Below are 12,096 nucleotides of genomic sequence, written 5' to 3'. Positions count from 1 at the left end.
AGCCGGCCCTTTCGGCGCCGACATCACCATTATATTTCAGCAGGCCCCAAGGGACAAGAGAAAGCTCTCGCTGCCGGGAACTTTTTCATTTGCAATCCCGGGAATATATTGTACAATATCTGTGAAAGCTTAATGCGGGGAGGGCCTTCGATATGCAGGACACATGGGAAAAGAGGAGAAAAAGGATTTTTGAGATCATAGAGGTGGGGACAGAGTACGACTATGTCAGCCGCATCTATGATTTTTTCAACGCCTTCTGCATCATTCTCAATCTGGTGGCCAGTATGGTCTACACCTTTGACGAGTACCGGGCTGCCTACGGCGGCATCCTGATGGTCATAGAGCAGGCCACTGTGGCCATGTTCCTGCTGGACTACCTCCTGCGGATCTGGACGGCAAAATATCTGTATCCGGGCAGCACACAGCCCAGGGCTGTCTTCAAATACATGACCTCCTTCACCGGGATCGTGGATCTTTTGTCCTTCCTGCCCCAGTATCTTCCCTTCTTTTTCCCGGCAGGGGCTATCGCCTTCCGCATGTTCCGGATCATCCGCATTTTCCGTCTGTTCCGCATCAACGCCTACTACGACTCCCTGAACGTGATCACGGAGGTCATTGTGAGCAAAAAGCAGCAGCTTTTCTCCTCAGTCTTCATCATCCTCATGCTGATGCTGGCCTCCAGCCTGTGCATGTACAGTCTGGAGCATGAAGCCCAGCCGGAGGTGTTTTCCAACGCCTTCTCCGGCATCTGGTGGGCCGCGTCCACGCTTCTCACCGTGGGCTACGGGGACATTTACCCCATTACAGTGCTGGGGAAGATGTTCGGCATCTTTATCGCCTTTCTGGGCGTGGGCATTGTGGCCATCCCCACAGGTATCATCTCCGCCGGATTCGTGGATCAGTACTCCCGCATCAAGAGGATGAGCGAGTACGGCCAGGAGGCAGCTATCCATTTCATACAGATCCACCTGACAGAGCAGGACAAGTGGGCCGGAAAGACCATCTCCCAGCTCCACCTGCCGGCCCGGGTCATCGTAGCCGCCATACAGCGGGATCACCGGATCATCGTCCCCCGGGGCAGCATGATGCTGAAGGCCGGAGACGACATGGTTCTCGGTGCCGAGTCCTTCCACAACAACCAGGGTGAGCGCATCCAGCTCAAGGAAATGGTACTCCAGAAAAACCATCCCTGGATCGGCCAGCGCATCCAGGAGCTGGACATCTCGAGGAAATCTATCATCGTCCTTGTCAAGAGAAAGGGCCGCACCCTGATTCCCAACGGGAACATGATCCTCCGGGAGCAGGACATGGTCATCTTCTACTCCCAGATACACATGGCCAGCGCTACGCAGATAGAGGTGTAGCTCTCCCGCAGGGAAACAGCAGGCAAAAGATATTGATAGATTTTTTTAATTTATAATTGACAAAACGTGTGCAAATATGATATAAGTATCTAGTGACCGATTTAAGTCGGAAGCAGGTACAGGGGATTGGTCAAATGGTATGACAGGAGTCTCCAAAACTCTTAGCGGGAGTTCGATTCTCTCATCCCCTGCTTTTGAAAAGCCTTGGGAACGGCGTAAAAGCGTTGTTTCTCAGGGCTTTTATCTTTACCAAAAATTCACGATACAACTATTAATTCTTAGTCTTTATCAACATGTACAGAAATCCTGATGGAGAAAACAAAAATGCCCATATTACTTGATCATCAATTGCAGGAACAGATACCGCATGATATCTCAGCTTTTCCCATTGCATTTTATTGCGATGAGCTTGCCGCCCTGCCAGACCATGCGGGACCTATTCACTGGCATCCCTACTTTGAGATTGCCACAGCGCAAAGTGGTGTCCTTGACTATCAAGTGGGACAAACCCATACGATTCTGGAGCCGGGGGACAGCATCTTCGTCAACCAAAATGTGCTCCACGGAATCCGACAGCTGTCCGGCGCAGAGCCGGATCACCTTCCGATCATTGTTTTTTCCGCCACAGTGGTTGCCCCGGAGAACAGCTCTGTCTACCAGAAATATATCCAGCCGATTCTTGCGTGTAACTCTCTGCCCTTTGTTGTGTTCCGACACGACAGCAGTCTGTGGAAAGAGGTCCACAGGTGGATCCGCGCTACGTATCACGCCATACGGGAACATTCCGATTGTTACGAGCTGGAGGTTCAGCGCAATATCTCATGCATATTGGAAGCAGTCTTTCGCAATTTTGACTCTCTGCCAAAATCCGAAGCGTCACGGGTACAGCTGAACGCCCAGATACGGCTTCAGAAAATGCTGTCATATATTTACAAAAATTACGACCAAACGGTCACTCTGACAGACATCGCCGACGCCGCCAATATCAGCCGCAGCGAAGCGGGACGTTGTTTCCAGTCCTTTCTGGGGTGTTCTCCGGTGGAGGCGCTCATTCAGTACCGCCTTCAAACAGCGCAGCGTTTGCTGCGGGAAACCACGCTGACTCTGCAGGAGATCAGTTTTGCCTGCGGATTTCATTCTGTCAATTACTTCAGTCGTCAATTTCGCAAAAGATACGGATATTCACCCGGTGAAAAACGCCAGCGGAAATGAAGTTTGGGTAAATAATGCTTCTATTTGACGCTATAGTGCCTTTGACTTTGAAGGTTTTGATTATATAATACGCTTAAATTCGAGTTTGAAAGGAGATCCACCATGGAATTTAAGTGGTTAAACAAAAGCCGGATCGAACAGAGGAAGAGCCGGAACTGTTGGACAAAATGTTGTTTTGAACTTACCGATTTTGGTACGCATACTGTGGCAAGTGTAGTGACAAAGGGGAATTCCGATGATGCCAACGGATGCAATCTGGAAGGCAACACTGCCTGGCTGCGAGTTTGTCGGGTGGGCAACAATTTCGCGTTTCACTACTCTGTAGATGGTGTCAATTTTTATATGATACGATATTTTCATCTCCCTGCGGATCCCGCCATCAAAGTGGGACTCCTGGCACAGGCTCCGATAGGCGACGGCGGCGTCCGGGTGTATGAAAATCTCAGCATTGAAAAAAAAACATTAAAAAACATTCGGGCAGGTAAGTAATATGGCTGAAACCAGAAAGTATCAAAAAACACTGACAGCCTGCTATCTGGGATTTGTCACCCAGGCCATAGCCGCCAACTTCGCCCCCCTTCTGTTTCTTACTTTCCAAAATACCTACGGGATCTCGTTGAAAAAGATTTCCCTGATCCCCGTTGTATTTTATCTCACCCAGCTGCTGGTTGACCTTGGAGCGAGCAGGTTTGCGGACAAAATTGGTTATCGCATCTGTGTGGTGACATCCCAGGCAGTTTCAGCAGCAGGGCTTGTGCTGCTGGCGGTTCTCCCTGAAGTACTCCCTGTGCCATTTCCGGGTATCCTCATCGCAGTGGTGTTTTACGCCATCGGTAGCGGTCTTGTGGAGGTACTGGTAAGCCCTATCGTAGAGGCCTGCCCCTTCGAAAACAAGGACGGCAGGATGAGTTTACTGCACTCTTTTTACTGTTGGGGTGCGGTGGCCGTAATCCTGGGTTCCACTCTCTTTTTTGCGGTGTTTGGCACCGAGAACTGGAGGATACTCACGCTGATCTGGGCACTTGTACCGCTGGTAAATGTCTTTCAGTTCCTCACATGTCCCATGGAGCGTCTGGTCGAAGAAGGCGAGAGCTTGCCTCTTCGCAGGCTGCTCCGACTGCCGCTATTGTGGATGATGATTTTACTGATGATCTGTTCCGGCGCATCCGAGGCGGCCATGGCGCAGTGGGCATCCGCCTTTACAGAGGCAGGACTCGGCGTCTCTAAAACAGTTGGGGATTTGGCTGGCCCCTGTCTGTTTGCTGTTTTCATGGGTATCTCCCGTATGCTGTATGGAAAAATGAGCGGGAACCTGAACCTGACAAAAACCATGCTGCTGAGCGGCTTGCTGTGCGTGTCTTGCTATCTGCTGGCCTCCCTTTCCCCCGTGCCGCTTCTTGGCCTGACAGGGTGCGCTCTTTGCGGTTTCAGCGTAGGCATTATGTGGCCAGGCACGATCAGCCTTTCTTCCCAAAAGTGTCCGCAAGGCGGCACCGCTATGTTCGCTTTTTTGGCATTAGCAGGAGATTTTGGCGGAACAATAAGCCCGGCATTGGTAGGGAGCCTCTCGGAACTGGCTGACGGCAATCTGAAAGCGGGACTGCTGGCCGCTACAATCTTTCCGATTCTTCTAGTGATTGGCTTGCTTACCGTGAACCGAAGGATGAAGGGTTCCATTTGAAGGCAACCGGATGGTACAGAGAAAGCCGGAAGCGCTCATTCACAGCGCTTCCGGCCTTTTTCCCGCTGAAAGATATAAAATCTCCTCCGTCATACGCAGCCCGCCTCTATCATATAATAAAGAGACAACTGTAAGAGCAAGGATACAGCCCTATGTACCGCAAAATAAAACCACTCCCCTGCCTCCGGGTCACACTTCTCCTGGCCGCCGCCTTTCTCCTCGGCCGCACCGCCGCCCAGGTGACCTCCTTTGTCGCCGCCTCCCACTCTGACCGGATCCAGTCCTCCGCGGAGGGGAACTGGGGCCTTGGCTTCCAGGAGGAGGGCCAGCCCCCTGTGGGAAACGCCACCTCCCAGGAGCTGGCACGGTACGACGCCTACTATCTGGGCGACACAGATAAAAAGCGGATCTACCTGACCTTTGACGCAGGCTATGAGAACGGCAACACCAAGCCCATCCTGGATGCACTGAAAAAGCACGAGGCTCCCGCCGCCTTTTTTGTGGTGGGCAATTTTATCTCTGAGAACCCGGACCTGATCCGCCGGATGGAGGAGGAAGGACACATTGTAGGCAACCACACCTCCACCCACCCCGATATGTCCCGGATCTCCACTCTGGAGACCTTCCGGGAAGAGCTGGATGGTGTGGAAGCATCCTATAAAAAAATCACCGGAAAGGAGATGACAAAGCTTTACCGCCCGCCCCAGGGGAAGTACAATGTGGAAAATCTGAAGATGGCCAAAGAGCTTGGCTACCACACCTTCTTCTGGAGCCTGGCCTACGTGGACTGGTACCAGGACGACCAGCCCTCAAAGGAGGAGGCCTTTGACAAGCTGCTTGGCCGCATCCACCCGGGCGCCATCGTCCTCCTCCACAGCACCTCCTCCACCAACGGGGAGATCATGGATGAGCTTCTGGGAAAATGGGAGGACATGGGCTACTCCTTCGGCTCCCTGGAAGAGCTGATCCAGTCAGACAGATAGCGTAAAAAGAGGCACCCCCTGTCCTAGAGGATATCAATGTACTCCCCTGCCAGAGCTTTGTTCATGCTGCGCACCGCGCAGAATTTACCGCACATGCTGCATGTGTCGCTGTGGTCGTCCTCCGGGCTCCTGCTGTCCCGGATCGCTTTTGCTGTCTCCGGATCAAGGGCACATGCAAACTGGGCATCCCAGTCCAGCTTCTGTCTCGCCTCGGCCATACGGTCGTCTATATCTCTCGCACCCGGGATACCCTTGGCGATGTCCGCCGCGTGAGCCGCGATCTTGGAGGCGATGATGCCCTGCTTCACGTCATCCACATTGGGAAGGGCCAGATGCTCTGCCGGCGTCACATAGCACAGGAAGGCAGCGCCGCTCATGGCAGCCACCGCGCCGCCGATGGCTGCTGTGATGTGATCGTAGCCCGGCGCGATATCTGTGACGAGAGGTCCAAGTACATAGAAGGGGGCGCCCATGCAGATGCTCTTCTGCACTTCCATGTTGGCAGCCACCTGGTCAAGGGGCACATGTCCCGGTCCCTCTACCATGACCTGCACATTGTGGTCCCAGGCCCGCTTGGTCAGCTCGCCTAAGCGGACCAGCTCCTCGATCTGGCACACGTCTGTGGCGTCGGCCAGACAGCCGGGACGGCAGGCGTCTCCCAGGGAGATGGTCACATCATACTCCTCGCAGATGTCCAAAATCTCGTCAAAATACTCATAAAAGGGGTTCTCCTCCCCGGTCATGCTCATCCAGGCAAACACCAGGCTTCCTCCCCGGCTCACAATGTTCATTTTTCTCTTGTGCTTCCGGATCTGCTCAATGGTCTTGCGGGTAATGCCACAGTGGAGCGTCACAAAATCCACTCCGTCCTCCGCGTGGAGACGAATCACATCAATGAAATCCTTGGCCGTCAGAGTGGCCAGATCCCTCTGATAATGAATCACACTGTCATATACCGGCACTGTCCCGATCATAACCGGGCACTCGCTTGTCAGCTTCTGCCGGAAGGGCTGGGTGTTTCCGTGGCTGGAGAGATCCATGATGGCCTCCGCCCCCAGATTGACAGCGCTCATCACCTTCTGCATCTCGATGTCATAGTCCTTGCAGTCCCTGGACACCCCTAGGTTTACATTAATCTTTGTGCGGAGCATGCTGCCCACGCCCTCCGGATCCAGGCAGGTGTGGCGCTTGTTGGCGCAGATCGCAACCTTCCCTTCCGCCACCAGCTGCATGAGCTTTTCTACCGGCATCTTCTCCTTCTCTGCCACCCTTTTGATCTGGGGTGTCACAATGCCCTTGCGGGCCGCATCCATCTGTGTTGTGTAAGCTTCCATTTCTCCTACCTCCATTTGTATTTGTCCTGTTTTCTCCGACGCCGGCCATGGAAAACGCAGGACAAAGGAACGCAAAATTCCCTTCTCCCCGTCCGGATGCCGACGCCTTCACCTCTGTATAACGCGGTGATCATCATGGCTGTATTTCCTCCTTTGCAGTACAACCAGATTTTTCTATAGCGGCAGAAGGTGGTGTCCCCAATCTGCCGCTTTTTCAGAGGGCACGCCCTCCGATAAACACATTTACCCTGCTGCCCGCAGCTGGCTCATCACGCCGCCCTTCTCCAGCACTGTGATCAGGATAAAGGCCAGTATGCTCCCCGCCACTGTAGACACGAGGAACGGGACAACGTACACGAAAAGTCCCGCAGGCTCCATCCCCATCAGAAGTTTGGCTGCCGGGTAGGCGCAAAGTCCGCCCAGGATGCCTGTCCCAAGGGCCTCTGCCACGCAGGTCGGGGCCAGCTTCTTACAGGCCGCATAGACCAGTCCGCAGCAGAGGGCTCCCACCATGCTGCCGGGAAATGCCAGAAGGCTTCCGATCCCCAGGATATTGCGCAGAAGGCTTGCCGTAAACGCAATCCCCACGCCCCAGCCGGGTCCCAGCGTAACCGCGGCCAGAATGTTGACCATGTGCTGTACCGGAGCGCATTTGCTGCCCGCTATGGGAAAACTGATCAGACTCCCCACCACGGCCAGGGCTGTGAGAACTCCCGCCAGCACCAGCTTTTTCGTTGCTGTATTTTGTTTCATCAATACACAGCTCCTTTCTCTATGTCCTCAGATCCAGTGGAAAGCTTTGCTGTGAAATAAGAGTTCCGCTTGCGGAACTTTCGCGCCGAGCGCAGTCGCTTTAGCGACTATTTTCTGCTTTGCGCGAGTGCGCATCCCACGGAGTGTTTTGTTTGACAGAAACAAGGTTTTCTATCAAACAAAAAGAGATGCACGAGGGCATCTCCATTTCACACACGAATACACATCCCTACGTTGGCATTATCCAAATCAGGTTGCGGGTCGAGACGATAACAGCCTCCTCTCAGCCGGCTAACGGCCAGCTCCCCGTGACACGCTTATTCAACTGTATCTGATCACTTGTCATTATAGACCTGCCGGAGGTCATTTGCAAGGATTTTCGGTTCTCTATTTTGTTACCTGCTCCTCCATCCTGACCCTGGGAAGGTTCCACCGGTAGTGGGAGGCCAGACACCGGATCCCCAGGACAAGCAGCACTCCGGCGAACATGGCCGTCGTGATCCCGGTCGTCCTGTAGAGAAGCGTGCAGGCCACGGCTCCGGCTATGGAAGCGCAGGCATAGATGTGGCGGACAAATATGTAGGGCGGGACCCCTGCCATGATGTCCCGGAGAAGTCCCCCTCCCACGCCGGTCACTGTGCCGGTGAAGATCAGAAGGAATGTATTGTCCCCGTGCCCCTGCTGGATGCCTGCGTTGACACCCACCACAGTAAAAATTCCCAGCCCCACCGCGTCCATCAGGAGCATGGCTCCGTCGTACAGCTTTCCCAGCCTGCCGCTGGAGCGAAAGCTGCGAAAATACGCCACCCCGAATACAAGGCAGGACACAAGGACCGCCACCGTCGCGTAGACCGGATCCCGAAACACATTGGGAGGAATGATCCCTACCACCACGTCCCGAATAGCTCCTCCGCCCACGGCGGTGACCACTCCCAGCACGCACACGCCAAATATATCCATAGATTTGCGGATGCCCACCAGCGCGCCGGAGACCGCAAAGGCCACCGTGCCGATGATCTCCAGTATAAAGACAATGTTATCCTGCACACTCATTTTTCTTTTCCTCTCATACTCATCATTCTCATACAGGGCATAACAGCCCAGGTCATTATAGCACAATTCCATACCATGACAAGTCTAAAAAGAAAACTCCGATAAGCAGACCTATAAGCAGCTGTCCTTGCGCCGGCCGCTCTCTCCCCAGTGTCCCGGCGTCACAGCTTCCAGCCCGCCGCCGTCTCCCTGGCGTTCACAAACCTCCGATAAATGCCCTCCTCCTGCATCAGCTCCTCATGACGCCCTCTCTGGACAATTTTCCCTTTATCCACCACAAGGATCTGGTCTGCATGGCGGACTGTCTTCAGCCGGTGGGCGATCATGAGGATGGTCTTCTCCTTTGTCAGAGCGTCGATGGCCTCCACCAGCTCCTTCTCATTCTCCGGGTCCACATTTGCCGTGGCCTCATCCAGGATGATGACCGGGGCGTCCTTCATCATGGCCCGGGCGACGGACAGACGCTGCTTCTCTCCCCCGGACAGGGAAGCCCCGCCCTCGCCGATAACCGTGTCATAGCCCTCAGGCAAAGCCATGATAAATTCGTGACAGCAGGCCTTTTTGGCGGCCTCCACCACCTTCTCCATGGGCGCCTCCTCCTGACCGAAGCGGATGTTGTTGGCGACCGTGTCCTGGAACAGGTACACGTTCTGGAACACAAAGCTGAAATTTTTCATCAGGCTGTCCATGCTGTAATCCCGCACATCCACGCCTCCCAGCCGCACGCAGCCCTGATCCACATCCCAGAACCGGGAGATGAGATGGCACAGGGTGGTCTTTCCTCCTCCGCTGGGCCCCACAATAGCTGTGGTGGTCCGCTCCGGGATGTGAACCGTGATCCCGTCGATGATGGGCCTCTTATCGTAGGAGAACGCAATGTCCTCCACATCGATGTCGTGACTTTTGGGCGTCAGGTCCCTGCCCTCTGTGTCCATGGGCTGCAGATCCAGGATTTCCTGTGCCTTATCCACGCTCACGTCCACAGTCCGCAGCAGAGCTGAGTAGTTTCCCGCCGAGTCCAGGCTGGAATAGACGATAAAGGAGCAGATCATCATGGAGATGCACACGATCAGATCCATTGTACCCGCCAGATAAAACCAGATGGACAGGAGGGTCATGGCCACGCCGGTCATCTTGGTGACAAAATTCTGGACGCACATGTAGGGAATAAATGTCTTCTCCAGCGTAAAGTTGCAGTCCTCATTTTCGCTGATAGCCGCATCCAGCTTCCGGCTCTGGGCACTCGTCATATTGTAGGCCCGCACCTCCATGATGCCCTGGATGTACTCCAGCAGCTTTTCCACAAGGCCGGAGTCGGCAGCGATCTTTCTCGGGGAGACCTTCTCGGATTTCCTCTGCATCCGGCTGTTGACAAGGAAGAAAAGGAGAAGGCCCGCCAGCACCACCAGGCCGATCCGCCAGTCGTAAAAGAGCAGCATGGCTGCGATGATGAGGGTGGTGAGCACGCCTTGGGTGGTGAGCATGACCACTCTGGTGGCCACGTCCCCCAGGTTCTCCATGGTGTTGGTGGTGACGGAGGTAATGTATCCCATGCTGTTGCTGTTAAAATAGCCCATGGGCAGATACCGCAGGTGCTCTGCGATCTCGATCCGCTTCCCCGCCGCGGTGCCGTAGCCCGCCTCACACTGGATGATGGTGTTGTAATACTTCACGATGAAGCCGCCGATGATGCTGACAAGACAGATGCCCAGGCACTGCCAGATCACCGCTGTAGTCACATTTCCCCCGATGACCGCGTCCAGCATGAGCACGATAGCCGGGATTTTCAGGGCCTCAAAGAGGGCCATCAGCACGCCGAAGAAGATGGACAGGTAAAATTTGCGCCGGTTCTCTCCCCCGCAGAAATCAAAAAATTTTCTCAGAATTTTAAGCATGAAGCTCCCCTCCTTCCTCTTTTTTGGCAGCCTGGTCCTTCACGGACATGTGGGCCGCCCACATCTGGCTGTAGAGACCGCCCTGGGCCAGCAGCTCCCCGTGGGTTCCCGCGGCGTCCACCCTGCCATCCCGGATCACAAAGATCCGATCCGCATCGCTGACGGTGGACAGGCGGTGGGCGATGACGATAAGCGTCTTTCCCTGCACCAGCCTGGCCACGGAGGCCTGGATCACCGCCTCGTTCTCCGGGTCCATGTAGGCAGAGGCCTCATCCAGTATCACGATGGGCGCGTCCTTCAGCATAGCCCGGGCAATGGCGATGCGCTGCCGCTCGCCGCCGGACAGATGGCCGCCGCTGCCCCCTGCCACTGTGTCGTAGCCTTTTTCCAGGCCCATGATGAAGTCGTGGCAGCCGCTCCTTCTGGCCACCTCCTCCACCTCCCCGTCCGTGGCGCCGGGGCGCCCCATACGGATATTTTCCCGGATGGTGTCGTCAAAGAGGTAATTGTCCTGGGAGACGTAGGCGATCCTCCGGTTATACTCCTCCAGGGACAGATCCCGGATGTCCACGCCGCCGATCCGGATGCTCCCCTCCTTCACATCCCAGAGGGAGGCGATCAGCTTGGCGATGGTGGACTTGCCGGAACCGGAGGGCCCCACAAGGGCGGCGACGCTGCCCGAGGAGATCTCCATGCTGACGCCGTGGAGCACCTCCCTGTCGTGGTAGGCAAAATGAACGTTCTCCAGCGTGACAGAGTGGTCCGAAGGTCTGGCCCTGTCCTTCTTTGGCCGGTCCAGCTCCTCCTGTGTAAGGATCTCTGTCACCTCCCCGATGATGGTCCCCATCTTTCCCAGGTCGTCTGTGTAGGACATGCAGGTGATAAGGGGCTGGATGAGGCCCACGGACAGCAGGATGATCATGATGAAATCCACCGGAGCCAGGCTGCCGTTCCTGACAAAGAGTCCCCCAAAGGGCAGCACCGTCAGGGCCGTGCAGGGGATCACCACCATGCCCAGGGAGAAGGGGATATTGCACTTTCGCATCCACTCCACATAGCAGGCCGCCCCCTCCTTTGCCGCTGTGACAAACCGGTCGTAGGAGGTCTTCGCCTTCCCGAAGGCCTTGATGACCTCGATGCCGTTGATGTACTCCACCGCTGTGTCATTTAAGGTCTTTGTCTTTGCCAGTACATTTTTGTAGTTCTCCTCGTACCCGATCATCATCATGGAGTAGAACAAAAGTCCCAGGGGCAGGGTGATAAGAGAGATGAGCGCCATCCTCCAGTCGATGGTCAGCATGTAGAGGAACACCAGCACCGGGGCCAGTATATTTCCCGTAAACTCCGGCAGCACGTGGGCCAGCGTGGTCTCAATGCTGTCCGTCCTCTCCATCATGATGTTCTTCAGCGTCCCTGACGGTCTGTCCTTCACGTACCCTAACGGAACCCGGGACAGCTTGTCGCACATCATCCTGCGCAGCTGGGCCAGCACATGAAAGGTGGCCTTGTGGGAGCAGGTTGTGGAAATGCTGTGAAGGATGACCCTGGCCGTCCAGAACGCGGCCATGACAAGGCCGGACGCCAGATAGGCCTGCCAGTTCCTGTCCCCCTCCACCAGTCTGTGGATCATATCCCCCATGATCAAATAGGGGATGACTCCGCACACCACGCCCACGGCTGCCACCGCCACGCTGACTGCGTAGAGCCCCCTGTGGGTTCCCGCAAATGTCATGACCCACCCCAGGGTAGACCTTTCCTTCTTTCTTTTTGCTTCCAAATGAAATCCCTCCTTTATTCTTACCTTCCGTCTCATCCGTGCGT

General features: G+C 55.2%; 10 protein-coding genes, 1 tRNA gene and 1 riboswitch. Of the genes, 6 read left to right on the top strand and 5 right to left on the bottom strand.

The features are described from left to right. Positions 1–152 precede the first annotated feature (152 nt). The 6 genes from H7U36_RS12885 to H7U36_RS12860 all read left to right on the top strand — a co-directional run bounded on the left by H7U36_RS12885 (position 153) and on the right by H7U36_RS12860 (position 5,240). Positions 153–1,364 (top strand): ion transporter, encoded by a 1,212-nt coding sequence (locus H7U36_RS12885; RefSeq protein WP_205156281.1) that lies wholly within the window; start codon positions 153–155, stop codon positions 1,362–1,364. 120 nt (positions 1,365–1,484) lie between these two features. Next, positions 1,485–1,555 (top strand) — tRNA-Trp (locus H7U36_RS12880). A 118-nt stretch (positions 1,556–1,673) separates the two neighbouring features. Beyond that, positions 1,674–2,576 (top strand): AraC family transcriptional regulator, encoded by a 903-nt coding sequence (locus tag H7U36_RS12875; RefSeq protein WP_243426766.1) that lies wholly within the window; start codon positions 1,674–1,676, stop codon positions 2,574–2,576. A 102-nt stretch (positions 2,577–2,678) separates the two neighbouring features. Then, on the top strand, positions 2,679–3,065 hold the full coding sequence (locus tag H7U36_RS12870) for a DUF1349 domain-containing protein (protein ID WP_243426765.1): 387 nt from the start codon (positions 2,679–2,681) through the stop codon (positions 3,063–3,065). Position 3,066: 1 nt separating this feature from the next. Next, positions 3,067–4,257, top strand: a complete 1,191-nt coding sequence (locus tag H7U36_RS12865; protein ID WP_205156280.1) for an MFS transporter — start codon at positions 3,067–3,069, stop codon at positions 4,255–4,257. 152 nt (positions 4,258–4,409) lie between these two features. Further along, complete coding sequence (locus H7U36_RS12860; RefSeq protein WP_205156279.1) at positions 4,410–5,240, top strand: polysaccharide deacetylase family protein; 831 nt, start codon at positions 4,410–4,412, stop codon at positions 5,238–5,240. Positions 5,241–5,263: 23 nt separating this feature from the next. On the opposite strand, the gene thiC is transcribed toward H7U36_RS12860, so the two are convergent. The 5 genes from thiC to H7U36_RS12835 all read right to left on the bottom strand — a co-directional run bounded on the left by thiC (position 5,264) and on the right by H7U36_RS12835 (position 12,088). After that, positions 5,264–6,574 (bottom strand): phosphomethylpyrimidine synthase ThiC, encoded by a 1,311-nt coding sequence (gene thiC / locus H7U36_RS12855; protein ID WP_033126538.1) that lies wholly within the window; start codon positions 6,572–6,574, stop codon positions 5,264–5,266. Between the two features lie 243 nt (positions 6,575–6,817). Continuing rightward, the gene (gene thiW, locus H7U36_RS12850) at positions 6,818–7,327 is read right to left on the bottom strand and encodes an energy coupling factor transporter S component ThiW (protein ID WP_205156278.1); all 510 of its coding nucleotides are present in this window, start codon (positions 7,325–7,327) and stop codon (positions 6,818–6,820) included. Positions 7,328–7,536: 209 nt separating this feature from the next. After that, a riboswitch (TPP riboswitch) is annotated at positions 7,537–7,646 on the bottom strand. A 68-nt stretch (positions 7,647–7,714) separates the two neighbouring features. Continuing rightward, positions 7,715–8,380 carry a trimeric intracellular cation channel family protein gene (locus H7U36_RS12845; protein WP_033126572.1) on the bottom strand — a complete coding sequence of 222 codons (666 nt, stop codon included), beginning with the start codon at positions 8,378–8,380 and terminating at the stop codon, positions 7,715–7,717. Between the two features lie 161 nt (positions 8,381–8,541). Beyond that, positions 8,542–10,275 carry an ABC transporter ATP-binding protein gene (locus tag H7U36_RS12840; RefSeq protein ID WP_033126540.1) on the bottom strand — a complete coding sequence of 578 codons (1,734 nt, stop codon included), beginning with the start codon at positions 10,273–10,275 and terminating at the stop codon, positions 8,542–8,544. Further along, positions 10,268–12,088, bottom strand: a complete 1,821-nt coding sequence (locus H7U36_RS12835; RefSeq protein WP_052084099.1) for an ABC transporter ATP-binding protein — start codon at positions 12,086–12,088, stop codon at positions 10,268–10,270. Before H7U36_RS12835 ends, H7U36_RS12840 begins: the two co-directional genes overlap by 8 nt. Positions 12,089–12,096 lie beyond the last annotated feature (8 nt).

Origin of the sequence: Faecalicatena fissicatena (assembly GCF_016900595.1) — a bacterium.
GTDB lineage: Bacteria > Bacillota > Clostridia > Lachnospirales > Lachnospiraceae > Claveliimonas > Claveliimonas intestinigallinarum.
The sequence above is the reverse complement of the archived record's forward strand: the minus strand, read 5'-3'. Positions and strand labels throughout refer to the sequence as shown.

Bases quoted from the DNA above. Each gene is read 5' to 3' on its own strand.
- H7U36_RS12840 (WP_033126540.1), bottom strand. From the start codon at position 10,275: ATGCTTAAAATTCTGAGAAAATTTTTTGATTTCTGCGGGGGAGAGAAC.
- H7U36_RS12860 (WP_205156279.1), top strand. From the start codon at position 4,410: ATGTACCGCAAAATAAAACCACTCCCCTGCCTCCGGGTCACACTTCTC.
- H7U36_RS12885 (WP_205156281.1), top strand. From the start codon at position 153: ATGCAGGACACATGGGAAAAGAGGAGAAAAAGGATTTTTGAGATCATA.
- thiC (WP_033126538.1), bottom strand. From the start codon at position 6,574: ATGGAAGCTTACACAACACAGATGGATGCGGCCCGCAAGGGCATTGTG.
- H7U36_RS12845 (WP_033126572.1), bottom strand. From the start codon at position 8,380: ATGAGTGTGCAGGATAACATTGTCTTTATACTGGAGATCATCGGCACG.
- H7U36_RS12835 (WP_052084099.1), bottom strand. From the start codon at position 12,088: ATGAGACGGAAGGTAAGAATAAAGGAGGGATTTCATTTGGAAGCAAAA.
- H7U36_RS12865 (WP_205156280.1), top strand. From the start codon at position 3,067: ATGGCTGAAACCAGAAAGTATCAAAAAACACTGACAGCCTGCTATCTG.
- thiW (WP_205156278.1), bottom strand. From the start codon at position 7,327: ATGAAACAAAATACAGCAACGAAAAAGCTGGTGCTGGCGGGAGTTCTC.
- H7U36_RS12875 (WP_243426766.1), top strand. From the start codon at position 1,674: ATGGAGAAAACAAAAATGCCCATATTACTTGATCATCAATTGCAGGAA.
- H7U36_RS12870 (WP_243426765.1), top strand. From the start codon at position 2,679: ATGGAATTTAAGTGGTTAAACAAAAGCCGGATCGAACAGAGGAAGAGC.